Raw genomic sequence first — 23,652 nt, forward strand, 5'->3', positions numbered from 1 at the left:
ACCTCTCGTGGCGAGGCACCTCGCCGGCCAGGGTCTCAGCCGCCGCCCTTGCTGAAGTGCTGGTAGTCCTTGATGCCGGACCAGTAGCCGCCCCACTCCCAGCCGAGCCTCTCGAAGGCCCTGACCACCCGGTCGCCCGGATTGATCACGCCGGGGGACCTCACCGGGCGCTCGGCGAACTTGCGGGCGTTGCGGTGCGCCACCGATCCGTCGGAGGAGACGTAGGGGTTCTCCCGGGGGTTGATGTCGATGGCCCTGCCGTAGGCGTGCTGGGACCAGCTGCTCGACCCGGTCGCCGGGCGGCAGTTGAACGCCGAGGTGTTGCCGGCGTCGATCGAGTCGAAGTCGTCGCCCTTGTAGACGTCGACGAGCTCCATCCGGTAGATCGGCCAGCGCCAGCCGTACAGCCGCCGGAACACCGTGACCACGTCGCCGGCGACGTCCTCGTGCACGACCAGCTCGCCGATGTGCGGCCGGCCGTCGAACCCCCAGTAGGTCATCGTGACCAGTCGCAGGTCGCGCACCGGCACGGGGCAGCCCGAGCGCCAGGAGTGCTTGAGCCGCTCGCGGGCGATCCGGGTGACCTCCGCGGAGAACTCCGGCGGCCCGGCGGGGGACGGCGTCGCCGCCGGAGCCGGGGACGACGGGACCGCGGTCGGGGACGCCGACGGCGGGAGCGGGGACGGGGAGGTGGGAGAGACCGCGGGAGAGGACGGGGCCGAGGAGGAGGGGGACGGCGGCGACGGGGACGGGGAGAACGCGCTGGGCCGTACGGAGTCCCGGGCCGGGTCCTCCGCGGCCGGGGGGACCGGGTCGGACGTGCCGCATGCGGCCGCCGCCAGGCACGCGGTCATCACGACGGCGGCCCGGAGGCGCGTTCCGAACATGGAGCTTGTCACCTGCCACTCCTCGCACCGGAGGAATCCACCGGTCCCAGCGTAGTCTTCCCGCTACGGAAAGTCGCCGGAGTCGCATCCCGGCGGTGTCCGTTCTCTGCCCGATCCGGTCCGCGTGAACCGGGCAGACCTGGCCGTACGGGCTGAGACACCTCGCCCGTACGCGACCGGAGCGGAGACTCGCCGGCGACGTGCGGCCGTCGATTCTGAAATCACCACCGCTCCTCTACTGTGAACCGCATGGAGCCGGTCGTCGTGGTCGGATGGTGGACCGTGCCGGTACACGGCCTCTTCGTCGGTCTGGGGGTGGCGGCCGCCGCCGTGGTCTTCGTCGCGGAGGCCCGCCGCCGGGGCGCCCCGGCCGAGCAGTCGCTGGTCGCCGTGGCGGGCGCGCTGGTGGGCGGGGCGATCGGCATGCGGCTGTCCGGCTGGGCCGAGCACCTCGACCCGGCGCTCAACCCGTCCCTGCTCGAAGCCTGGATGTTCGGCTCCCGCAGCGTCCTGGGCGGCCTCACCGGCGCCTACGCCGGCGTGCTCGTGGCCAAGCGGCTGATCGGCTACCGGGAGAGGACGGGTGACCTGTTCGCGCCCGCGGTCGCGATCGGCATGGCGGTCGGCCGGATCGGCTGCCACCTCACCGAGGCTCCCGGCCGCCCCACCGGCCTGCCGTGGGGTGTGCACGCCCCCGCCGCCACGCCCGGCTGCCCGGGCTGCCTGGCCGGGCAGGCCATGCACCCGTCGTTCCTCTACGAGATCGCCTTCCACCTGGCGGCGTTCGGGGCGCTGTGGTGGCTGCGGAGCCGGATCACCCGGCCGGGCGAGCTGTTCACCCTCTACGTCGCCGCCTACGCCGTCTTCCGATTCCTGGTGGAGTTCACCCGGGCCAACGAGACGGTCTGGCTGGACCTCACCCGCCCGCAGTGGTTCCTCCTCCCCGGCCTGCTCCTGGTCGCCGCCAGATTGGGGTACGGCTACCGCCGGGGCTTCTACGACCCGATCGTCCGCAGACAGGAGATCCGCGCATGACCACGCCAGGGGACCCGCCGCAGGATCCGCACTCCCGGGACCCCCGGCCCGGGGACCCGCCGCACTCCGGCCCGCCCCACGGCCCGCACTCCGGCCCGCCCCCGGCACCGGGACCCCAGGGCCCGCCGCCCGGTTGGGGTCCTCCGCCTCATCCGCCTCAGGGGCCGCCCGTGTGGGGTTCCCCGCCGCAGGGGCCGCCCGGCGGGGGGCCGCCGTCACCGCCTCCTCCGCCGGGTTCGACGGGCACGATCGTGGGGCTGGCGTTCGTCGGGGTCCTCGTCTACATCGTGATCAACGTCGTGTTCGCCTTCATCGCGTTCGCGACCGGCTCTTCGACCGGCTTCGCCGTGGTCGCGGGGCTCCTGGCGCTGGTCTCGTTCGGCGGCGGGATCCTCCTCGTCAGGAACAGCGCGCCCGTGGCCAAAGGGCTGGGGATCGGGCTGATGATCGGCTGGGCGCTGGTCTCGATCGTCTCGGCGGGGTTCTGCACCGGTCTCAACCCCGAGCTGTACCGATGACCGGAATGGGCCTGCGGGGAGACCGCATCCTCCGCTACGTCAACGCGTTCTGCCCGCGTTGCCACGACGAGGACCCCGAGCGCCCGCTGCCCGACGTGGCGCGCCTGACCGGCTACCTCGCCGAGCGCGAGGGCCGGGTCTACCTGGAGCGCGGCTGCCGTACGCACGGCCTGGTGCGCACGCTGTACGACGAGGACCCGGAGATCCTCTCCTACCTGGAGGAGTGGACCGCCCCCACCAAGGCCCACCTCCCCGACGTGCCGGGGAACTTCGACCCGGTCCCGTCCGCCTACCTGCGCGGGCTCCCCGAGACGCAGACCCAGCACACCTGCATCCTGCTGGAGGACATCGCCGAGACCTGCAACCTGCGCTGCCCCACCTGCTTCGCCGGCTCCTCGCCCGATCTGGGCGGCGTGGTCCCGGTCGCCGACGTGCTGGCCAACGTCGACCAGCGCCTGGCCAGGGAGAACGGCCGCCTGGACGTGCTCATGCTGAGCGGCGGGGAGCCCACGCTCCACCCGGGACTGGAAACCCTGCTGGCCGAACTGGCGGCCCGGCCGATCACCCGCATCCTGGTCAACACCAACGGCGTCCTCGTCGCCCGCGACGACGCCCTGCTCGACCTGCTCGCCGCGCACCGCGACCGGGTCGAGGTCTACCTGCAGTACGACGGGGCCTCCGCCGAGGCCTCGCGCCACCACCGGGGCGGGGACCTGCGCAGGATCAAGGCGGACGCCGTACGCCGGCTGTCGGAGCGGGAGATCTTCACGACGCTGGTCATGACGGCCGCGCTCGGCGTCAACGACGCGGAGATCGGCGACGTCGTACGGCTGGCGCTCGACACGCCCTACGTGGGCGGGGTGTCCCTGCAGCCGCAGTTCGGCTCCGGCCGGTCGGGGACGATCGACCCGATGGAGCGGCTGACCCACACCGGGGTGCTCAGGCGCCTGGGCCCGCAGACCGGTGACGTCGTCACCTGGCGCGACCTCACCGCGCTGCCCTGCTCGCACCCGCACTGCTGCTCGGTCGGCTACATGATCCGCGACGACTCCGGACGGTGGCGGTCGCTGGCCGCGCTCATCGGCCACGACCGGCTCAAGGAGAACCTGGGACTGGTCTCCAACCGGATCGCCGACAGCGAGATCCCGCGCGAGCTGCGCCTGGCCGTACAGGAGTCGCTGCTCGGCCTGCTGTCGGAGCAGTCGTCGCTGTCGCACCCGCAGATCGGCGAGCTGTGGCGGAACATCTGCGAGAACTGCGACCTGGGGGTCTCCACCCTGCTGGCGCTGGCCTCCTCGGCGCTGCCCGGCCGGCGGCGCAGGCTCCGCCGGATGCTCGGCGAGCGGGTGGTCCGCATCACGGTGAAGCCGTTCATGGACATGGCGACGATGCTGGAGGAACGGCTCGTCCAGTGCTGCGTCCACGTGGGCACCCGCTCCGGCCAGGACCAGTGCGCCCCGTTCTGCGCGGTCCAGGCCTGGCCCGCGCTCTCCAGGCAGCGGCTCTCCGCCGTCGCCTCGGCCGATCCCGGGGTACGGCTCCCGCCGGTGGAGGTCCCGTGACGGCCCCGGCACCGGGTTCGGGTCCGGGCGCGGAGCCGTACGACCCGCTCCGGTTGTGCGTCTACGCGACCGTGGCGCTGCTGGCGTGGCTGGGCGGGGCGTGGGTGGTGCTCGGTTTCGCCGGTCTGGGCTTCGCGGGCTACCTCCGGGCGCGCAGGGCCGGGCTGACCCGCAGCAAGTGCCTGCTGCGCGACACCCGGCTCGTGCTCGGGTATCTCGCCCTGATCGCGCTCGCCGCCCTCGCCGCCCTGGTGTGGGGCTTCACCGGCTAGCCGGCAGGCGGCTCCGGCGTTCCCCCGCGCTCTTGACGAGCCGGGTGGCCGACCTTTGGAAGAGCTTTTCTCCGGAAACTCTCGTCATTGTGTTCGATGCCGCGCTACAGTCTGGGGGAGCGGATCGAACACGGGTTCGGGCGGCGTCCGCCCAGGTGAGGGGTGGGCCATGGTGATGCTCCAGACGCCGCCGGCGCCCCGCACGTCCGCTCCGCGGGGCTCCGCGCGGCGGCACGCGACACGCCGTAGCGCTTTCTACGGAAATCTAGGACGGCCGCTATATCCCGTCATACAGTCCGAGACTGTGGACCCCGTGCGCAATCCCTATGCCCCCGGCGCGGGGCAGCGCCCCCCGGAGCTCGCCGGGCGTGACCGCGAGCTGCAGCAGTTCGAGGTCGTGCTGGAGCGGGTGGCCCGGGGCCGCCCCGAGCGCAGCATGGTCGTCACCGGCCTGCGCGGCGTCGGCAAGACCGTCCTCCTCAACACCTTCAAGTCGATGGCGATGCAGCGGCTGTGGGGCACCGGGAAGATCGAGGCCCGCCCCGACCGGTCGATCCGGCGGCCGGTGGCCGCGGCCCTGCACATGGCGATCCGCGAGCTCTCCCCCCGGCATCGCGCGCCCGAGCGCATCGAGGAGTTCCTCGGCGTGCTGAAGGCGTTCGCGATGCGCGACGCCTCCGCGGCCAAGGGCACCTCCCACTGGTCGCCCGGAATCGACGTGCCCGCCGCCCGCGGCCGGGCCGACTCCGGTGACCTGGAGATCGACCTCACCGAGCTGTTCGTCGACGCCGCCGCGGTCGCCACCGACCTGGGCGTCGGGATCGCCCTGTTCATCGACGAGATGCAGGACGTGCAGGCCCAGGACGTCTCGGCGCTCTGCGCGGCCTGCCACGAGCTCTCCCAGAGCGGCGGCCCGCTGATCGTGGTCGGTGCGGGCCTGCCGCACCTGCCCAGCCTGCTGTCGGCCAGCAAGAGCTACTCCGAGCGCCTCTTCCGCTACGCCAGGATCGATCGGCTCGACCGCGAGGCGGCCGATCTGGCGCTCATCGCCCCGGCCGAGAGCGAGGGTGTGGAGTTCACCCAGGAGGCCCTCGACGCGCTCTACGAGGCGGCCGACGGTTATCCCTACTTCGTCCAGGCCTACGGCAAGGTCGCATGGGATCTCGCGCTGCACAGCCCGATCACCGGTGACGACGTCAGGGTCTCCGCGCCCGAGGCCGAGGAGGAGCTCGCGGTCGGGTTCTTCGGCAGCCGCTACGAGCGGGCCACCCCGGCCGAGCGCGACTACATGCACGCCATCGCCTCGATCGGTGACGAGCCGGTGGCCACCGCCGAGGTGGCCGAGCTCCTCGGCCGCAAGCCGTCCAGCCTCTCCCCGGCCCGCGACAGCCTCATCAAGAAGGGGCTGATCTACAGCGCCGAGCGCGGGCTGATCGCGTTCACCGTCCCGCACTTCGGAAAGTTCCTGCGTTCCCAGCCCGTCTGAACAAATGTTCGATATACTTCCAGTGGGCCCCTAGCCCTCTATACGGCTCTCTAGTGGGGAAGCTAGAGAGCCGTATAGAGCTCAATCGAGCCTGCTCCAAGGCCCGGACCGCGTGACAGTCCGGGCATCCCCGCCGGGCTGGCACCGCCCGGTTGCGGAACGCGGCGGGAGCGGCGCATCCGGTGCGGCGAGCTCGCCGGGCACGACGCGTGACTGTGACCTGCTTTGACGCAGCTCCTAGTGAGCCGGTCTTGAGATCCTGTCGCAGTAGCGGCAGATACGGTCGATGATCTGGTCGGCAGTCTTGGTCCACCGGAACGGCTTGGCATTGTCGTTCCAGAACGCGATCCATTCCTCCAGAGCGGTCGTCAGCGCCCCCAGGGAGCAGAACACCCCACGCTCCAGGCAGCGTCGCTGCAACTCGGCGAACCAACGTTCGACCTGGTTGATCCACGAGGCATAGGTTGGGGTGAAATGCAGCGTGAAGCGTGGATGGGCCAGCAGCCAGCGGTGCACCAGCGGCGCCTTGTGCGCCGCGAGGTTGTCGCAGATCACATGGACCTGCAGGTCGGGTTCGACCTGCAGGTCCATCTCGGCCAGGAAGTCGCGGAAGTCGATCGCGCGGTGCCGGGCCGACAGTTTGCTGATCACCTGGCCGGTTGCGGTGTTCAGCGCGGCGAACAGGTCCACAGTGCCGTGCCGGATGTAGTCGAAGCTGCGCCGCTCCGGGGTCCCGGGCAGCATCGGTAGGACGGGCGCAGTCCGTTCCAGGGCCTGGATCTGGGGTTTTTCATCCATCGAGAACACCACCGCGCCGGCCGGCGGGGCCAGATACAGTCCGACCACGTCCCGGATCTTGTCGATCAGCAGCGGGTCCGGGGAGATCTTGAAGTCCTCGGTCCGCCACGGTTGCAGGCCGAACGCCCGCCAGATCCGCAGCACACTGGTCGGGGAGATGCCCACCTTCCGGGCCAGCTCGCGTTTGGACCAGTGGGTGGCTCCGGCAGGGACTTCTTCCAGCGTGCGCACTACCACCTCCTCGACCTGGGCGTCGGTGATGGTGCGCGGCACGCCGGGCCGGGGCTCGTCATGCAGTCCGTTCAGCCGGGCGGACAGGAACCGGCTGCGCCAGCGGGCCACGGTTTTACGGTGGATCCGTAAGCGTCCGGCCACCGCCATGTTGCTGCCGCCCTCGGCGCAGGCCAGCACGATCCGTGCCCGCAGTGCCAAGCCCTGCGCGGTCGTACGGCGTTTCACCCACCCCTGCAACGTCGAGCGTTCGAGCTCGGTCAGCACCAGCGGCTCCAGTCGTGGATCACTCATCCCTCCAGCAGAACGCGGCGCGGAGGTCTCGTCACCTCGCGCTGCGGCCTGAAACACAATTCACCTCATGTGGTGACACCACAGCTCAAGACCGGCTCACTAGCGGCCGACGGGCACCGGGACGGGTTCCGGCCTCGACGAGGGTGCGACCGGCCGGCCGTCGGCGCCGACCACGGCCACCCGCACCACCGGGCGCCGCCCGCTGAGACGGACCGCGAAGACCACGTCCACCGCATCGCCCGCGTGGCCCCGTCCGGGATAGACGAAGAACCGCCAGCAGAGCTCCCGCCAGCTGTCGACCGGTTCCGCGCCCGACAGCAGTTCCTGGTGCGACCGCCAGGCCGAGCTGGCGCGCAGCCGGGCGGCCGCCGTCGCAGGACTGGCCGGGCGTCGCTCGCACGGGGTGCGGTGGCGCAGCCGGGCGGCGACCTCCCCGATCTCCGGTGAGAGCGCGGCGACCAGCAGCAGTCCCCCCGCCATGGCCAGGCCCTCGATCCAGGAGATCCCGGCCAGCACCGACCATCCCGTGACCGGGCCGGCCCAGAGCGTGCTCGCCGCCATGGCCGTCAGCACCACCGTGCGGGCGAGCGAGCGCACGCCCACCGGGACCGCGCTGACGTCACCGAAGCAGCCGCAGCCCACATCCGGCCGGCGACGCCGCAGTTCCCACAGGACGTAGGTGGAGACCGCGAAGAACGCCGTCGTGCCCCAGCGGAAGACCGGGTGCCCGGTGGCGGTCAGCCCGGCCAGCAGGACGGCCTCCCCGCCCGCGCAGCCGAGCATCGCGGGGGCCTGCCACCGCTCGGCCACCAGCACCGCCGGTCCGAGCCCGCTCATCCCGCCGGGTTGCGAACCGTCCACGACGGTCTTGAGCTTCGCCACCGTGCCCAGTGCCAGGAGCACGCCCAGGACGGGAAGCTGGGCCGCAGCGATCGCGGCCCACACCTGCGTCTGCGCCATCTGAGTCATCTCCTCATCCCAATCCGACCTGGGCGTTGAAACAGCCCTTGGTCAGGTCTCCGCCCAGTTCCACGAAGGAGGAGGGCGACAGCTCGGCGATCCGGCCACGCGGGGAGGTGCCGCACTCCAGGCACCGGTCGCAGAACCGGCCGGCGAGGCAGCCGCACGTCACGATCGGCACGATCGAGGTGCGGCCGGCGCACGTGTTGCGCACGTTGAGGATCGAGCCCAGCGAGAGGTAGGGCAGCCCGGCGCAGGACGCCCCGGCCTCGTCGCATCCCGATTCGGAGGGCTCCAGCATCGGGTAGGCCGCTCCCCGCTCGTCGGAGTCGAACACGTCCGACCAGGTCACGGTGGCCGAGATCGGCCACTGCGTGCCGCCGTACGCCGATGGTTCGGGCACGGCCGTCCAGCGGTAGGGCGGCTGGGAGGTCGCGGGCAGCCGGGCGCGGGCGACGCCGTTCTCGACGACCCCGATGGCGTCGAACAGGTATCCGGGTTCGAGCTTCGGGTGCCGGACCTGGATCCGGCCCGAGGAGGCGTAGGGGATGACGACGGTGCGGTGTCCCCGGTGCGGGCCGCAGTAGATCTCCATCGTGCGGTCCCCGGACCCGCCGTCGACTCTTTCGATCACACCCGTGATCCGGGTGATGTCCCCCCAGATCCGTTCGGCGACCCGGCCGGCGTGCAGCGTCCTGACCATCACCCGGGTGCCCACCGGCAGGTCGGCCGGAGCGGTGACGTCGCCGCGCCAGGCGGTCGCCCACGGAGCGATGACGAGCCGCTCCTCCCTGCCCTCCGGAGTCTCGAGGATGATCAGATGGGGGCTGACGTCCAGGATCTCGCCGCTGACGGCGTGCAGCAGCTCACCCTTGTCGGAGACCGGGCCGGGATCCTCGAGAGTCCGGCCAAGCGCGGCCGCGGCCAGTACACGGCGACGGTCAACGCTCCGATAGAGCATCGTCACTCTCCTGTTCTCGGCGAGGTGTCCAGGTCAGCGTCACATGTCCGGAGACATCCCGTGTTCCACTACCGCGAATAATTCCGACAGGGGCCCTACTGGGTAGCAAAATTCACATCCCCGGTAGAACGCCTTGTCTCCCAGGCCACCACAGACCCGCCCTTACTCCCCTTCGCCGGCTCGTCCTCCGACTGGACCGATCTTTGCATTCGAGAGGACGAAATCTGGATTCCGGTTCAGCCGAATCGGAGCTTCCGGCTGCGATTCTGACGACGAGACACCCCTTGGCCACAGGCTGGTGATCGCGGTGAGCGGCTGGACCCACGACGAGTTCCACGAGTACGTCGTTGCTCGCGGACCGGCGCTGTTGCGCGCCGCCCGCCAGGTCACCGGCAACCCCGACGACGCGGAGGATCTGCTCCAGGCGGCGCTGGTCAAGACCTATCTCGCCTGGGAGCGGATCGAGGACCGCGCGGCCCTGGACGGCTACGTGCGCCGGACGATGGTCAACATCAACATCTCCTGGTGGCGCCGGCGCAAGCTGGAGGAGTATCCGTCGGAGGAGATCCCCGAGCCGGTCCCGGCGGGGGCGCACGGCGGTCTGCCCGAACGCCGCGGGGAGCTGCCCGAGCAGGTGGAGCGGGCTCTGGAGCGCCTGCCCGCCAGGATGCGGGCCGCGATCGTGCTGCGGTACTACGAGGACATGACCGAGCCCGAGATCGCCAAGGTGCTGGGCATCAGCGTCGGCACGGTCAAGAGCACGGTCTCGCGGGGCATGGCCAAGCTCCGTGGCGCCCTCGCCCTCCCGGAGCAGCGGCACCTCGAACCGCAGTCCTGAGAGCCCCGGGTCTGAGAGCCCCGGATCTGAGGGTCACAGGTCCGTGAACCGCAGGCCACGGGCTGCGGGCCGGCCCGGTGCGACCCGGCGCCACGCGGCGGGCGGAACCGCTCGGCGGGCCGGGATCACTCGACGGGAACGGGGTGTGAGCCGGCCGTGGCGCACGGCCGTACGGCGTCGCGGATGATCCTGAGCGCGTCGAGGAACGCCGAGAGCTGTTCGGGGGCGAGCAGGCTGGTGAACCAGGTCTCGATGTCCGCCAGGTGCTGGGGGAGCACGGCGGCGAGCCGGTCGGTGCCCGCCTCGGTGATCGCGGCGTAGGAGGCCCGGCGGTCGGTGGCGCACGCCTGCCGTACGACGAGACCTTCCCGTTCCAGCCGGTCCACGACGCGGGTCACCCCGCTGGTGGAGAGGTTGGTCTGCGCGGCCAGGTCACTCATGCGAAGTCGCTGTCCAGGTGAGCGCGCCAGTCGGAGCAGGGTCTCGAAGTCGACCTCCGAGAGTCCTGCCGTGGCGAGGGTGGGCAGGGTCTTCGCCGAAAGGCCGCTGGAGACCTCCGCGAGCAGGCCCATGGCCGTCAGCCGGGAGTCGTCAAAGGGGAGCACTCTTCCACTGTATTCGATGGTAGTTGACGTGAGGAATATTCCTCAGGTAGAAATATGCTCAAGCAAACATCCTCGCGGCAAACTTCTATACGGGAGCATCCATGACCGTCCGCGCCTGGGAGAACCTCCAGATCCCCGCCCCCGGCACCTTCAGCCTCGACGTGGCCCACACCCGGATCGGCTTCGTCGTCAAGCACATGATGGTGAGCAAGGTTCGCGGCAACTTCGCTGATTTCTCCGGCACAGTCACGATCGCCGAGAACCCGCTGGAGTCCTCCGCCGAACTCACGATCAAGACGGAGAGCATCACCACCGGCGTCGCCGACCGTGACGGCCACCTCCGCAGCGACGACTTCCTCGCCGTCGACAAGTTCCCCGAGCTGACCTTCCGCAGCACCCGCGTCGTCGGCCACTCCGGTGACGAGTTCACCCTCCTCGGTGACCTCACCATCCGCGACGTCACCAAGCAGGTCGAGCTCACCGTCGAGTACGGCGGTGCCGGCACCAACCCCTGGGGCCAGGAGGTCTGGGGCTTCTCCATCACGACCGAGATCGACCGCGAGGAGTTCGGGCTGACCTGGAACCAGGCGCTGGAGGCCGGCGGCGTCCTCGTCGGCAAGAAGGTCAAGATCGAGATCGAGGGCGAGGCCAACCGCGCCTGACCGCCGTGATCCGCCGGCGCCCCCGCCCCGAAACGCTCTCCCCCGGGGTGGAGGCGTCGGCATGTCCGCAGGTTGAGACCTGACGTCTCGCACAGCGGGAATCCACAGGCTCTTCACCGGTTTCAACAGGCAGTCTTCAGCTCTGTCCACAGATGTGGACGAAGTTATCCACAGGAGTGGATAACTCGGCCACCGAACCCCTGGGCGACGCGCCCGGCAATCACTTTGCCGCCTCGCCCGCTGGCCGGTACTCTGTGCTGAGCCACATGGCTACCAGGAGGCTTCGCCTAGTCAGGTCTATGGCGCCGCACTGCTAATGCGGTTTGGTGGCAACACCATCCGGGGTTCAAATCCCCGAGCCTCCGCAGGACAGAGGCCCTCTCCCGAATCCGGGAGGGGGCCTTTTTCGATCTCCGAGGTCCTCGTAGTTGCAGCGGCTCACGATTTTCCCGCAGGGCCACAGGTCCGAGCCGCAGACACAGGTCGCCGACAGCCGGATGACGGCACCCGGCGGGTGCCCGGCCTGCGCCGCGGCGAGGTCACCCAGCTGGCCGGAGTGAGCGTGGAGTACTACTCCCGGCTGGAACGCGGCGACCTGTCCGGTGTCTCCGGCCAGGTGCCGGACACCCCGGCCCGCGTGCTGCGGCTCGACGACGCCGAACGCACCCACCTGGAGGATCTGGCCCGCGCCGCCGGTCCGGGCCCGCGACGGCGGCGAGTCTCGGCGGGAACGACCTCCGCACGCCAAGCGTGGCTGGCCGGACGGACCCCGGACCGATCGGGACAGTAGGAGCCGAGCCGTTTATTGCACCATCTGGTTCAGTGAACTGCAGTGAACCATATGGTTCAGCAAGAGGTTCTTGATCGTACGTTCGCCGCCCTCGCCGATGCGACGCGACGCGACGGCAGATCCTTATCCGGCTCGGCCGGGGACCCGCCTCGATCGGCGAGTTGGCCGAACCGTTCGGCATGTCGCTCACAGGCATGAAGAAGCATGTGCACGTCCTGGAGGACGCCGGCCTGGTCGCCACGGAAAAGGTCGGCCGATCGCGGCAATGCCGCCTGGGAACCGAGCGGTTGGAGGACGTCATGTCCTGGATCAGGTTCTACCAGCGGCTCTGGGAACGTCGCCTCGACGGCCTCGACGCCTACTTGCGCCGCGGAGAGCCTCGGCCCTGACGGAAGGAGCGGGCGGCCACCGTGAGCGGACCGTCGCGCATCCGCGCGCCGCCGAGGCGGCTCCGCCCACGTCCCGCGGGCGACAGCAGGAACGGCGACCGATGGCGGAAGAGCTCCCGGATCGTGCCGTCCGGCTCCTCCGCCTCGGCCGCGAGGATCCGCCGGTCGATGCGCGGCTGCCCGTCCGGCGCGAACAGCCGATGGATCCGGGCATCGGTCGTCGATCGAGCGTTCCCGGAATACCGCGCAGGGTTCATGTTGGTTGCGTCATGGTGACTTTCTTCAGTACCGGTGCCCTCCGGTCGAGTTGAAGACCGCGATGAAGAGTCATGGACAGAAACCGATCCCACCGGCGGGGCGTCTCCTGCCGATCTGGCTGGCGTGTACGGCGCTGCCGCTGCTGGTGCTGCCGGCGGTGCGGGCAGTCCAGGCCTCCTCCGATGACCTGGTGCTGGTCGCCGCCGCCTCGGTCGCGGTGGCCGTACTCGCGCTGACCTGGATCGTGGTCACGTTCCGGGGGCCGCTCACGTGCGCTCCCACCCGGGTGGCGCTGCGGCGTTCGCTCCTGCGCCTGAGTGCCGGAGTCGTGGTGCTGGCGTTGCTGCCGCTGGCCGGGCTGGCGTACTTGTCGGTGCGTGAGAACACCAGCACGGTGAGCAGCGAGGTCGCCCGGCGCCTGGCTTCCGGTGCCGATGTCAGCGTCGCCCATGTCAACGACCGCATGGAGGGACTGCAGGATCTGATCACCTCCTACGCCGATCGGCGGTTGCTGGTGGAGGCGATGAGATCCGGCTCTTCCGCCGAAGTGGAGCGGCACCTGGCCGAGCTGCGCTCACGCAATGCGGCGTTCGCCGGCACGTGGGCGCTGGACGCCTCCGGCGCGATGCTGGCCGTCAGCCCCTCCCAGCCCGCGATCATCGGTTGGAACTTCACCACCCACGACTACGTCCGGGGCGTACTGCAGAGTGGACGGCCGCATGTGTCGGAGGCGTTCGCCGCGGCCATGCCGGGCAACCCCCACGTGGTGGCGGTCGCCGTGCCGGTCAAGAATGGAGGCCGCACCGTCGGGGTTCTGGTCGGCGGCTATCAGGTGCAGGCCCTGTCGGCTTTCGTCGACCGGTTCGCCCGCCTCCAGCAGATGCGGCTGAAGCTGACCGACCAGCGCGGCATCCTGCTGGCGGGCACCGGCAGCGGCGGATCCACGCTGGTGTCGGGCACTGAGGACGAGCACGTCAGGGCCGCGCTGGCCGGTGCCGGCGGCAGCGACCAGGCGGTGGAGAACGGAATCGGCCTGATGACGGCCTACCGGCCCGTTCCCAGCTTGGGCTGGGCGGTGGTCACCGAAGTGCCGACCGATGAGGCCTACGCCGAGGCTGACCAGTTCACCGGCCGGATACTCGCCGTGACCCTGTCCCTGGCTCAGGTACTGCTGGCCGGGCTGGTGCTGGTGGCCTGCGCCGAACGGCGCCGGCACATCGCCGAAGCGATCCTCGCCCACAGGGAAGATCAGGTCAGCTCCATCCTGGAGGCGGCCAGTGACGCGTTCATCGCGGTCGACGGCGCCGGCCGGGTCATCCGATGGAACTCCCAGGCGGAGGCGATCTTCGGCTGGCCCGTCCACGAGGCACTGGGGAAGCCGCTGATCGACCTGACGGTCCCGGACGAGCAGCGGGAGGCGCACCGGCGCACCTTCGCGCGCCTGCAGGCCGGCGACGGACCGCACCTGCTCGGCCGGCGGATAGAGGTGGAGGCCAGCCGCCGCGACGGCACCCTCTTCCCGGCGGAGATGACCGTATGGACGTCCTCGGCCGGTGACGAGGTGACCTTCAGCGCGTTCGTCCGCGACATCACCGAGCGTAAACACCACGAGGTCGAACTCGCCGTGGCCCGCGACGAGGCCCTGACGGCCTCACGGATGAAATCGGAGTTCGTGGCCAACATGAGCCACGAGATCCGCACCCCGATGAACGGCGTCATCGGCCTGACCACGCTGCTGCTGGACACCGAGCTCGACGTCCGCCAGCGCGACTACCTGACGACGGTGCAGAACTCCGCCGACGCACTGCTCAACGTCATCAACGACATCCTCGACTTCTCCAAGATCGAAGCCGGGAAGCTCGAAATCGACCCCGTCGACTTCGACGTGCGCGCGCTGGTGGAGGACGTGGTGAGCCTGATGGCGGCTCCTGCGCAGGCCAAGAGGCTGGAGATCACCGCGGTGGTGCATCCGGCCATCCCGCCGGCCTTGCGCGGCGACGTTCACCGCATCCGGCAGGTACTGACCAACATGGTCTCCAACGCCATCAAGTTCACCGAGCGCGGCGAGGTCATCGTCGAGGTCGCCGTCGGTGCCCCCGAAGGTCATTCCATGATCCGGCAGGTGCACTTCGCCGTCGTCGACACCGGCATCGGCATCCCCGCCGACCGGCAGGCCAGCCTGTTCGACGCCTTCACGCAAGCCGACGCCTCCACCACCCGCCACTACGGCGGCACCGGACTCGGCCTGACCATCAGCCGCCAGCTGGTGGAGCTGATGGGCGGCACGATCGGGCTGATCAGCCGTGAGGGTGTGGGCAGCCGTTTCCACTTCACCCTGCCCCTGCCGGATGCCACCGCGCCGCTGCCCGCGTCTCCCTCCACCACCGACCTGGCCGGCAGGCGAGTGCTGGTCGTCGACGACAACCGCACCAACCGCACGGTGGTGCAGGACCTGCTCACCACATGGGGCATGCGGGCGCACACCGCACCGGACGCCCGCACCGCCCTGACGATGCTGCGTCAGGCCGCCGAGGCCGGTGATCCGTTCACCGTCGCCCTGCTGGACATGCACATGCCCGACCTCGACGGGCTGCAACTGGCCCAGGCCATCACGGCCAGTCCGGGCTTCGGTGACATCCGGCTGGCCATGCTGACCTCCACCAACCAGGTCGGCGAGGCGCAGGCCGCCCGTGAGTGCGGCATCGAGGCGTACCTGACCAAGCCGGTGCGCGCGGCCCAGTTGCGCGCCGGCCTGCTCCAACTGCTCGGCAAGGCGCCCACCACCGCGCCGGCGGCTTCGAACGGGGCCCTCGCTCCGGAGGCGGGTTCGTCCCCGTCGCCGCTCGGCGACCGCGCCATGAACGGCATGCGGATCCTGGTGGCCGAGGACAACGAGGTCAACCAGCAGGTCGCCGCCGAAATGCTCGCCAGTCTCGGCTACGACGCCGACATCGCCGGCGACGGGGAGGAGGCGTTGCTCATGCTGGAAACCGATCACTACGACGCCGTTCTCATGGACTGCCAGATGCCCCGGCTGGACGGCTTCCAGGCGACCGAGCGGATCCGGAGGCTGCCCGCACCGCTGAACAGCATTCCGATCATCGCCCTGACCGCCTCCGCCCTGGCCTCGGACGAGCAGCGCTGCCGGGACGCCGGCATGGACGCGTTCCTGTCCAAGCCGTTGCGGAGGCAGCAACTGGACGCCTTCCTGCGTACCGCCCTGCCCGACCGGAACGGTGGCACCGGTCCGGCGCGCCCGGAAACGTTGCGGCCCGCCGCCGTGGCCGAGCGGTCCGGCGGTGCCGAGCCGCCCGCCCCGGGAACCGCGGCGGGGCGGCCCGGCGACTCCGAGGACCTGCTCCATCCGGGCGTACTCGCCGAACTGAGGGAACTGGGGCCCGCCTTCATCGAACGCATCCTGCCGTCCTATCTGAGCAACACGGCCGCCGCCGCCGCCGACATCGTCACCGCCGCCGGCTCCGGCGATCTGCAGGAGGTGGCCCGGCTCGCGCACAAACTGCGCGGCAGCAGCGGCTCCTTCGCCGGACGGCGGCTGTCGGCCACCTGCGCTGCCCTGGAAAAGGCCGCCAGCGCCGGTGATGCGGGCAATGCCGCAGCCCTGGCCGGTGCCGTGGCCCACCAGGCCGACGCCACCATCCGCGCGCTGCGCACCGCTCTGGTGGCCGGGCAGTCGGGTTAGACCGCCTCTTCCACGGCGAGTGTGAGATGTCGCTCATGGCCCACGGCGCTCACCCTCCGGGGTGCCGGCGAGCCGGGCTGGACCCGCGCAGCGGGGCGGCCGGTCAGGTGCGCAGGCCGCGGATGAGGGTGAGGAGGGCCTGTTCGGCTTCGGGACGGGAACGGCCGGCGCCGATGAGGAGAGCGGTCTCGATGGCGGCGCCCAGCAGGAGGCGGGCCAGGATGTCGGCGGGCTGGGGGCGGATCAGGCCCTCGGCCACGGCCTGGGCGAGGGCGGCCTCGATCAGGCCGAGACCGTGCCGGGACTCGATCTGCCGCCAGGTCTCCCAGCCGAGTACGGCGGGGGCGTCCAGCAGGGCGATGCGCCGGACGCCGGGCAGTTCGCAGGCGTCGAGAAAGACCACGACACCCTCTTCCAGGGCCGGCCAGGTGCCGGGTGCCGTGACCGCCGCGATCCGGGCGGTCAGCTCGGCCTCCAACTCCTCGAAGACGGCCTGGAAGAGGGCGCGTTTATCGCCGAACTGGTGCTGGAGGGCGCCGCGCGTCACCCCGGCCGCGGCGACGATCTCCTCGGCGGGCACCGCCGCGTACCCCTTCTCGGCGAACAGGGACCGGGCGGCGGCGAGCAGGGCGGCCCGGGTCGCCCTGGTGCGTTCCTCCTGAGTGCGTCTCACGCGGTCAGTCTGGCAGCGCGAACTTCCTGACGAGGCCGGCCACCACGCCGGGCCGGTCCTCGGGGACGAAGGTGTAGGAGTCGGTGACCAGCTCCAGCCGAGCGTCGGGGAGCCGCCCGGCCAGCCGGTGGGCCAAGGACAGGGGGAACAGGCGTTCCTCCTGCGCCCAGATGAGCAGGACGGGCCGGTCGAAGTCCTCGAACCTCTCGAACGCGGCCAGGGTGTGGCGGCGGTGGGCGCCGCGCAGGACCTTGCCCAGATCCCGGCGGATCGCACGGCTGCGCCGCATCGGTGTCAGGTAGGAGTCGGCGATCGCGTCCGGGAGAGGCCGTTTGGCGACGAGGCCGAAGACGAGCGGCAGCCGGTGCAGCACGCGCAGCCGGGTGGCCTGGGCGATGAGCCAGGTCGTGCCGGGCAGCCGTGCCAGGTCGGCGAGGAGCTTGAACGGCTGCGGGAAGAACACCTCCAGGGTGTCGCAGGAGACGAGCACGACCCGGCCGACGCGCTCGGGCATGCGGGCCATGAGGACCTGGACGAACGCGCCGCCGGTGTCGTTGGCCACGAGCGTCACGTCGTGGAGATCGAGTGCGTCCAGGAAGGCGCTGATGAGAGTGGCGACGCCCGGCGGGTCGAGGTCGGCGTCGGGGCGCATCGGCAGGTCGTGCGCACCCAGCGGCCAGGTCGGCACGATGCAGCGCAGCCCCGCGGCGGCCAGCTGCGGCACCTCGTGCCGCCAGAGCGCGGCGTTGGTGAGCAGTCCGTGCACGAACACGACGGGTGCTCCGGTGCCCTCCTCTCGGTAGGCGATGGTTCCCTGGGGCAGGGTCACGGTTTTCATGGCTCCAACATACATGCATTCTGAATGTATGTAAGACGGAGGCTTCTCGGGTGAGGGCGCCCCGGCTCCGGGTCGATCGCGACTCGGGCCCCGGTTAGGTTGATCATGACTTGTCCCGCCCTGAGAGGAGCCTCGGCGCCATGGCCTCCATCCGCCACGAGATCGTGATCGACGCGTCCCCCGAGCACATCTGGGACGTGCTGCGCGACGTCGGCGCCGTGCACGAACGCCTGCTGCCCGGCCGCGTCACCGGCACCCGGCTCGAAGGCGACCAGCGGTTCCTGACCTTCCCCGACGGGCATGTGGTCCGCGAGCTGATCGTCGCGATCGACGACGACGCCCGCCGCCTGGCCTACTCCGTCGTGGAGGGCGCGCGGCCGCCGATCGAGCACCACCATGCCGCATTCGAGGTTCGTCCTGAGGGTGACCGGGCGGGCCGGCTGATCTGGACCACCGACGTCTTGCCGCACGCGCTCGCCGCCGAGATCCGCATTCGCGTCGAACGGGGCGCGGCGGAGATGAAGCAGGCGATCGAGGCCGCGGCGCGCGGCTGAAGCGCTGCGGGCCCAGTGTGTACTTTTCCGCCGCGATCAGGGCTTCCTGTATGCACTTATCCACGGAAGAGAACAATGTTCTGTCCAGCCATGGAGTCGGACGCGAGCGAGCCTCGAGTGCGCCCGCCGAACTCCACAGGGGGAAGAACAATGAACACCATCACGTACGGCGCCCTTCGCCTGTCCCTGCTCGGCGGCATGCTCGCCGGCATCCTGGCCGCGGCTCCGACCGCGGGCAACGCCGCCGTCGGCGAGCTCCAGATCGTCCGGTCCGGGGGGACGATGACCGTCGCGGCCGGGACCGCGGCCCTCGACGACAACATCACCGTGCAGACGGTCAGCGGGCGGATCCACGTGTTCGGCTCGGGGATCCAGGCCGTGCAGGGCGGCGGCTGCACCCACGTCTCGGCCAACGAGGTCGACTGCGGCACCGGCGTCACCAGGATCTCCGCCGACCTCGGAGCGGGCGACGACCGCTTCTCGTCCCTGGTGGAGATCGGCGGAACCGTCAACGGCGGTTCCGGGAACGACTCCTTCCTCGCCGGGCGGAGCGACCGCGGGACCGTTCTCACCTACCGGGGCGGCATCGGGCGCGACACGGTCGACTACGGCTCCAGCGGCACCGGAGTGGTCGTCACCAAGGCCGACGCCGCGCAGCCCGACGGCAGGGTCTCCAGCGGCCGGGCCGTCGACCGCGACGACGTCACCGGTGACGTGGAGATCGTGAGAGGCACCGTCCGCACCGACACGCTCATCGGGAGCAGCGGCGCCGGAACCGACACCGCGACCGTCGACGCGGCCGACGCCCCGGTGGGCTGCGAGTCCGTCAGCAGGCCGTAGAACCGCACCGCGAGACGACGGCCGGCGGGCGCGCCGGGCAAGGCGCGCCCGCCGGAAGTCTCCTCCCGCCGCCCGGTCATCCTGCGGTCGGCGGGGAGGGTTCCCCGCGAGGAGGGCCCGTGTGCACGCCGACGGCTACCGTGCGGCGATGGCCTCGATCTCCAGCAGCCAGGCGTCGTCGTAGATGCCGGTGATGACGACCGTGAGCGCGGGCGCGTGGTCCCCGAGGACCTCGCGCCGGATGGCGGAGTTGGCCTCACGGTGGGCCCTGTCCGACAGGAAGGTGGTCACCTTCACCAGGTCGGACAGCTCCATGCCGTGATGGGCCAGGGCCGAGGCCACATTCGTCCACACCTGTCGGCACTGCGCCTCGAACCCCTCGGGGAGGGTGCCGTCCGGGGCCACCGGGATCTGCCCGCTAACGTGCACGAGGCGAGCGGGGGTCGTGATCTCGTACGAATGGACGTATCCGCCGCCGCCGGGCACCACCCGGCCAGGATTGATCATGCAGGCAATGGTCAGGGCGTCGCCGTCCGGCGTCAACCGGGAGGGTCCCGGAAGGTGTGCCCCTCCACGGCCTCGGGACACGGATCCGATCGCCCGGTGGGCCCGCTGGGGAATCCCGGTGAAAGGGGGTCAGGCCCCCGGCCGGCCGCGGAGGACGGAGCGGTCGAGGCGGCTCATGCCGGGGACCGGGAGCATGCCGAAACGCTCGTAGTAGGGCTGGAGCGAGGCCTCGCAGAGCAGGTCGACCGAATAGAGGTGCTCGGCTCCGTCGAGGATCCGGCGCATCAGCTCGGAGCCGATCCCCCGGTCCTGGTAGTCGGGAAGCACTTCCAGCCAGGGGATGTAGGCGGTCAGCACCCCGTCGCTGATCATGTTGACGAAGCCGACGACGCGGTCCGTGCCGTCGTCGACCGCCACGACCGCGCGGTGGCTGCCGCGCAGCACCGCCAGGTGCTGCTCGGGGGAGGCGGCCCGGGGCCAGCCGACGAAGAAGCCCTGCAACTGCTCGGCGCGGATGGCGTCGACGGCGTCGGTGTAACGGATCATCTCCTCATCCTCGCGGTGCTCCCGGGAGGAGGCAAAGGCCGCCCCAGCGGACGGCGTTGTTGACCAGGACGTCGACCTGGCCGGTCCGCTCCAGTGCCCCGGCCGCCGGGGCGGCGGAGTCCGGGGCCGCCCGTCACGATGACGGTGCGACCCTTCAGCCCCGGATCCGCCGGGCCCGGCCGTCCGCCTCGTCGGGACGGCGGACCACCAGGCCCTGCTTCTCCAGGCCGCGCAGCACCCGGGTATCGGTCAACCGCTCAAAGAACCACGGATCAAGGGTGTTACGCGCCCAGGTCCTTGAAGGTCGCGGTGACGTCGCGCAGCAGCGGGCCGTGCTCCTCCCCGCGGGTCTCCAGCGTCCAGGTGAGGACCTGGTGGAAGTCCTTCGCACCCTCCACGAGGGTCACCCAGTAGGTGATCCGGACGCCCTGGGCGGTGCCGTGGAGCTCGTACTGGATCGCGGGAGCCCCGTTGACGGTCAGCTGCTGAGGCTCGCCGGCGGAGGTGTTGGTCAGCTTCGTCTGCATCTGGTCGATGACCAGCTTGGCGTAGCCGGCCAGGTCGAGGTCGAAGCTCGCCTGATCCTCCGTGATGACCATCAGGTACTGCTCTTTGACCTGGTTGCCCACCTGGACGTCGGCCTCGGCCAGCAGGGAGAGCGTCTCCCAGTCATTGGGGATGGTGAGCTGGCTCTTGCCGTCGGTGGAGGTGACGGTCCGGCCGTCCTGGACCGCGGGGGCCGTGGGCTGCTCGGTCTGGGCCGTCGTGGGCTCCCCGCTGGGATCCGCCGGAGCCGAGGTCGTCGAGTCCGGGGCCGGGGTCGATCCCGCGACGGGCTTCTTGGAGTCACCGGGGATCACGATGAGGGCGACCACCACCAGCGCGACGACGACCGCGGCGACCACGCCGACGACCCAGGGCCAGACGGGCTTGCGCTTGGGCGGCCCGGCCGGGGGATACCAGGGACCGCCCGGACCCTGTTGCTGGCCGTGCGGGTTGTACGGCTGCTGGCCCTGGTTGAAGGGCTGGTCCTGGGGGCGGTACGGGATGGTCGGCTGCGGCTGCGACTGCTGGAAGGGCGGCAGTTGCTGGCCGTACGGAGGCTGCTGCGGCTGGTTGGGCTGCTGCCAGGGACCTGCGGGAGGCTGTCCAGGCCCACCGGGGGGCTGCTGGCCGTGAGGGTCCTGGGAAGATGATGGAGGCCACATGGACGTAACCGTTCCCTTTGTCAGTATCTGGAGCGTTCCTTGAGGATAAGCGCTCTCGGCATCAGGACGGTCTCGTTACCGGTACAACCGCCCTGCGGCCTTATCGGTTCCCGCAGTTCATGGTTTCCGAAAACAGCCGGCGAGATTTCCGGTCGAGCCCGGTGGCGGCCGGGCAGGCCTGCGGGAAAAGGCGCGGCCGTACGGTGACGGACCGCCGCAGGTCCGATGCGGCAGCCCGACCAACCCCGGCAGCCTCCGTCCACGCCGCCTCCGGATGCCATGCAACAGAACACGGCCCTCGTACGTCCCTGTCTTCGTGGAGTTCGCAGAGTTCGTTGCCGCACGGGGAAGTGCGTTGTACCGGTACGGCTATGTCCTCACCGGCAACGCCGAGGACGCGGCAGACCTGGCACAGGAGGCACTGATGCGCCTGGGGGACTCATGGGCCAGGGTGCGCAGGCGAGACGACCCCGAGGGGTACGTCCGCACGACCATGGCCCGGCTGCACATCAGCACCTGGCGGCGGCTGCGCCGGGAGCGGCTGGTCGCGGAGGTGCCGGAGAAGCCTTACACCGAGGACGGCTTCGACGGCGACACCGGGTTGTGGAACGAGCTGAAGGGCCTGCCGCCGAAGCAGAGGGCGGTCCTGGTCCTGCGCTACTACGAGGGACTGCCGGACCAGGAGATCGCCGAGCTGCTCGGCATCTCGCGGGGCACGGTGCGCAGCCAGGCGGCCAGGGCGCTGGACAAGCTCAGGGTACGGGTAGCCGATCTTGAAACGGGGCGTGTTCGATGAACGACAGGAACGAGGAGGAGCTCGTCCGCACGCTGTCGAAGGCGGCGGACGCGGCACCCGAGCCGAGCGGGAACCTGCTCGGTGTGATCGAGACGCGCAGGACCAGGCGGACGCGGCGGCGGGTGCAGTCGGTCCTCGCGGTCGCCGCGGTGATCGCGGTGGTCGGCGGCGGCACGGCGGTGGCGAGAGGGGTCTTCCTCCACAGGGGCGGGGAAGGCCCGATCGCCGCCGACACCACGGCGACGGCGGCGATGCGGACGCCGACCCCCTCTTCGCAGAAGACGAAACGCCCGCCGGTGAAGGCCCCCCAGATCCGCCCGGCCGCCGAGGTCTGGCCGGCGGCGGTGTCGAAGATCCCGGCGAAGGCGCCGGACGGCTGGAAGTACCGCCCGATCACCGCGCTGAGCGCCACGGAGCTGCTGCTCTCCGCCGAGTCGTCGTTCGAGAAGGCGGGCCGGCTGGAGGTCTACGACACCGCGCGCGGGAGCCGTACCGTGCTCGCAGAGACGCCCGGCCCGGAAGGGATGAAGGAGTACTTCGCGCAGAGCGTGGACGTGGGGGCCGAGTACATCGCGTGGTGGGGCGAGACGCCCAACAACGGCGACAGGTGGGCCGACTTCTGGGTCGTGCCACGGGCGGGCGGTACGGCCCGGCAGGTCGGCGAGGTGACCGGGGATCAGGCCGAGGTGGAGACGGTCGGCACCACCGCGGACTCCGTCGTCTGGTCGGTGCGGAGCGGCGGGGTCTACCGCATGCCGCTGGGCGGCGGGACTCCGGAGCGGATCGAGGGGACCGACGGGCTGCACCTGTTGTCGTGGCCGTGGGCCGTCGACGTCGGCGAGCGGGACTGGGCGAAGAACCAGGGCAAGCTGGTCAACCTGGAGACGATGCAGGTCGCCGAGGTGCGCGCCCCGGACGGGATGAAGGGGTTCCGCTGCGGTCTGGAGTGGTGCTTCGGAGCAGGGGAGAGCGAGGAGAACAGAGTCGTCGCGGAGCGGGTGGACGGCTCGCAGCGCAGGATCCTGCCCGGCCTGCATACCGCGGGCGGCGACTTCACGCTCGCCCGGGACTTCGGGGTGTTCAGCGTCTCCGGCGTGGTGGGCACGGACGAGAGGGGAGAGGAGATCGAGGACCACTCCGTTCCCGTGGCCGCGCTGTACGACCCGGCGACCGGGGCCCTGGCCGGGGTCGGGCAGTCCGACGGGAAGGGCGGGGGAGCCTACGGGCGCGGCACCTCCTCCTCGCCTTCCGCGGTCGTCTACTGGGACGAGGGCCTGAGGAACGTGGAGAGATGCAGGATGGTCGAGGCCGAGGAGCTCTCCGGGCCCTCGGACATGCCCGCTCCCACCGGCAAGATCAAGCACTGCGAGACGATGTTCGAGGGCGGCGGGAAGGAACTCACGGTCGTGAACCTTCTCGCGGTCCCCAGAACGGAATAAAGTTC

Annotated in this window: 25 protein-coding genes and 1 tRNA gene; 15 read left to right on the forward strand and 11 right to left on the reverse strand. The window is 70.7% G+C overall.

Annotated features, from left to right (window positions below; genetic code table 11):
- Positions 1-35 precede the first annotated feature (35 nt).
- Positions 36-899, reverse strand: coding sequence for a M15 family metallopeptidase (locus tag HS041_RS04925; protein WP_307845173.1), 864 nt, complete (start codon positions 897-899; stop codon positions 36-38).
- Between the two features lie 237 nt (positions 900-1,136).
- Between HS041_RS04925 and HS041_RS04930 the strand changes: the two genes are divergently transcribed.
- The 5 genes from HS041_RS04930 to HS041_RS04950 all read left to right on the forward strand — a co-directional run bounded on the left by HS041_RS04930 (position 1,137) and on the right by HS041_RS04950 (position 5,760).
- A complete protein-coding gene (locus HS041_RS04930) occupies positions 1,137-1,922 on the forward strand; it encodes a prolipoprotein diacylglyceryl transferase (RefSeq protein ID WP_196439303.1) in 786 nt (261 codons plus the stop codon).
- A 251-nt stretch (positions 1,923-2,173) separates the two neighbouring features.
- Positions 2,174-2,440, forward strand: coding sequence for a hypothetical protein (locus HS041_RS04935; protein WP_196439304.1), 267 nt, complete (start codon positions 2,174-2,176; stop codon positions 2,438-2,440).
- Positions 2,437-4,002 (forward strand): radical SAM protein, encoded by a 1,566-nt coding sequence (locus HS041_RS04940; protein ID WP_230878426.1) that lies wholly within the window; start codon positions 2,437-2,439, stop codon positions 4,000-4,002. The genes HS041_RS04935 and HS041_RS04940 overlap by 4 nt, the downstream gene beginning before the upstream one ends.
- A complete protein-coding gene (locus HS041_RS04945) occupies positions 3,999-4,274 on the forward strand; it encodes a hypothetical protein (RefSeq protein WP_196439305.1) in 276 nt (91 codons plus the stop codon). Before HS041_RS04940 ends, HS041_RS04945 begins: the two co-directional genes overlap by 4 nt.
- A gap of 313 nt (positions 4,275-4,587) precedes the next feature.
- Positions 4,588-5,760: a DUF8462 domain-containing protein gene (locus HS041_RS04950; RefSeq protein WP_501224823.1), complete on the forward strand. Its 1,173-nt coding sequence runs from the start codon at positions 4,588-4,590 to the stop codon at positions 5,758-5,760.
- A gap of 237 nt (positions 5,761-5,997) precedes the next feature.
- Here the strand turns inward: HS041_RS04950 and HS041_RS04955 are convergent, their stop codons facing one another.
- The 3 genes from HS041_RS04955 to HS041_RS04965 all read right to left on the reverse strand — a co-directional run bounded on the left by HS041_RS04955 (position 5,998) and on the right by HS041_RS04965 (position 9,004).
- Positions 5,998-7,083 (reverse strand): IS630 family transposase, encoded by a 1,086-nt coding sequence (locus HS041_RS04955; protein WP_196438539.1) that lies wholly within the window; start codon positions 7,081-7,083, stop codon positions 5,998-6,000.
- Between the two features lie 99 nt (positions 7,084-7,182).
- On the reverse strand, positions 7,183-8,043 hold the full coding sequence (locus HS041_RS04960) for a MauE/DoxX family redox-associated membrane protein (RefSeq protein ID WP_230878427.1): 861 nt from the start codon (positions 8,041-8,043) through the stop codon (positions 7,183-7,185).
- A gap of 13 nt (positions 8,044-8,056) precedes the next feature.
- The gene (locus tag HS041_RS04965; RefSeq protein WP_196439307.1) at positions 8,057-9,004 is read right to left on the reverse strand and encodes a hypothetical protein; all 948 of its coding nucleotides are present in this window, start codon (positions 9,002-9,004) and stop codon (positions 8,057-8,059) included.
- 298 nt (positions 9,005-9,302) lie between these two features.
- On the opposite strand from HS041_RS04965, the gene HS041_RS04970 reads away from it, so the two are divergent.
- Positions 9,303-9,842, forward strand: a complete 540-nt coding sequence (locus tag HS041_RS04970) for a SigE family RNA polymerase sigma factor (RefSeq protein ID WP_196439308.1) — start codon at positions 9,303-9,305, stop codon at positions 9,840-9,842.
- A gap of 125 nt (positions 9,843-9,967) precedes the next feature.
- Here the strand turns inward: HS041_RS04970 and HS041_RS04975 are convergent, their stop codons facing one another.
- On the reverse strand, positions 9,968-10,447 hold the full coding sequence (locus HS041_RS04975) for a MarR family winged helix-turn-helix transcriptional regulator (protein ID WP_307845174.1): 480 nt from the start codon (positions 10,445-10,447) through the stop codon (positions 9,968-9,970).
- A 101-nt stretch (positions 10,448-10,548) separates the two neighbouring features.
- Between HS041_RS04975 and HS041_RS04980 the strand changes: the two genes are divergently transcribed.
- From HS041_RS04980 to HS041_RS05000, 5 genes are all read left to right on the forward strand, one after another.
- Positions 10,549-11,109, forward strand: coding sequence for a YceI family protein (locus HS041_RS04980; RefSeq protein ID WP_196439309.1), 561 nt, complete (start codon positions 10,549-10,551; stop codon positions 11,107-11,109).
- Positions 11,110-11,385: 276 nt separating this feature from the next.
- A tRNA-Ser gene (locus tag HS041_RS04985) sits at positions 11,386-11,474 on the forward strand.
- Between the two features lie 149 nt (positions 11,475-11,623).
- Entirely contained in the window at positions 11,624-11,899 is a 276-nt protein-coding gene (locus HS041_RS38080; RefSeq protein ID WP_374058825.1) for a helix-turn-helix domain-containing protein, read from the forward strand.
- A 194-nt stretch (positions 11,900-12,093) separates the two neighbouring features.
- A complete protein-coding gene (locus HS041_RS04995; RefSeq protein WP_374058842.1) occupies positions 12,094-12,288 on the forward strand; it encodes a hypothetical protein in 195 nt (64 codons plus the stop codon).
- Between the two features lie 319 nt (positions 12,289-12,607).
- Positions 12,608-16,246, forward strand: coding sequence for a response regulator (locus HS041_RS05000; protein WP_196439310.1), 3,639 nt, complete (start codon positions 12,608-12,610; stop codon positions 16,244-16,246).
- A gap of 103 nt (positions 16,247-16,349) precedes the next feature.
- On the opposite strand, the gene HS041_RS05005 is transcribed toward HS041_RS05000, so the two are convergent.
- Together HS041_RS05005 and HS041_RS05010 are read right to left on the reverse strand one after the other, a co-directional pair.
- On the reverse strand, positions 16,350-16,919 hold the full coding sequence (locus HS041_RS05005) for a TetR/AcrR family transcriptional regulator (protein WP_196439311.1): 570 nt from the start codon (positions 16,917-16,919) through the stop codon (positions 16,350-16,352).
- A 4-nt stretch (positions 16,920-16,923) separates the two neighbouring features.
- Entirely contained in the window at positions 16,924-17,757 is an 834-nt protein-coding gene (locus HS041_RS05010) for an alpha/beta fold hydrolase (protein ID WP_230878429.1), read from the reverse strand.
- A gap of 140 nt (positions 17,758-17,897) precedes the next feature.
- Here HS041_RS05010 and HS041_RS05015 point away from each other — a divergent pair, with 140 nt between their 5' ends.
- Positions 17,898-18,311: an SRPBCC family protein gene (locus tag HS041_RS05015; protein ID WP_196439313.1), complete on the forward strand. Its 414-nt coding sequence runs from the start codon at positions 17,898-17,900 to the stop codon at positions 18,309-18,311.
- 150 nt (positions 18,312-18,461) lie between these two features.
- A complete protein-coding gene (locus HS041_RS05020) occupies positions 18,462-19,151 on the forward strand; it encodes a hypothetical protein (RefSeq protein ID WP_196439314.1) in 690 nt (229 codons plus the stop codon).
- Positions 19,152-19,286: 135 nt separating this feature from the next.
- On the opposite strand, the gene HS041_RS05025 is transcribed toward HS041_RS05020, so the two are convergent.
- The 4 genes from HS041_RS05025 to HS041_RS05040 form a co-directional block, all read right to left on the reverse strand.
- The gene (locus HS041_RS05025) at positions 19,287-19,658 is read right to left on the reverse strand and encodes a RidA family protein (protein WP_196439315.1); all 372 of its coding nucleotides are present in this window, start codon (positions 19,656-19,658) and stop codon (positions 19,287-19,289) included.
- Positions 19,659-19,787: 129 nt separating this feature from the next.
- Positions 19,788-20,204, reverse strand: coding sequence for a GNAT family N-acetyltransferase (locus tag HS041_RS05030; RefSeq protein WP_196439316.1), 417 nt, complete (start codon positions 20,202-20,204; stop codon positions 19,788-19,790).
- Positions 20,205-20,358: 154 nt separating this feature from the next.
- A complete protein-coding gene (locus HS041_RS05035; RefSeq protein WP_196439317.1) occupies positions 20,359-20,457 on the reverse strand; it encodes a MarR family transcriptional regulator in 99 nt (32 codons plus the stop codon).
- 28 nt (positions 20,458-20,485) lie between these two features.
- A complete protein-coding gene (locus tag HS041_RS05040) occupies positions 20,486-21,412 on the reverse strand; it encodes a hypothetical protein (protein WP_196439318.1) in 927 nt (308 codons plus the stop codon).
- A 316-nt stretch (positions 21,413-21,728) separates the two neighbouring features.
- Here HS041_RS05040 and HS041_RS05045 point away from each other — a divergent pair, with 316 nt between their 5' ends.
- Both HS041_RS05045 and HS041_RS05050 read left to right on the forward strand, forming a co-directional pair.
- On the forward strand, positions 21,729-22,208 hold the full coding sequence (locus HS041_RS05045) for a SigE family RNA polymerase sigma factor (RefSeq protein WP_307845175.1): 480 nt from the start codon (positions 21,729-21,731) through the stop codon (positions 22,206-22,208).
- A complete protein-coding gene (locus HS041_RS05050; protein ID WP_196439320.1) occupies positions 22,205-23,647 on the forward strand; it encodes a TolB-like translocation protein in 1,443 nt (480 codons plus the stop codon). The genes HS041_RS05045 and HS041_RS05050 overlap by 4 nt, the downstream gene beginning before the upstream one ends.
- Positions 23,648-23,652 lie beyond the last annotated feature (5 nt).

The sequence above is a fragment of the Planomonospora sp. ID67723 genome (assembly GCF_015711605.1).
In the GTDB taxonomy this organism is placed as follows: Bacteria; Actinomycetota; Actinomycetes; order Streptosporangiales; family Streptosporangiaceae; genus Planomonospora_A.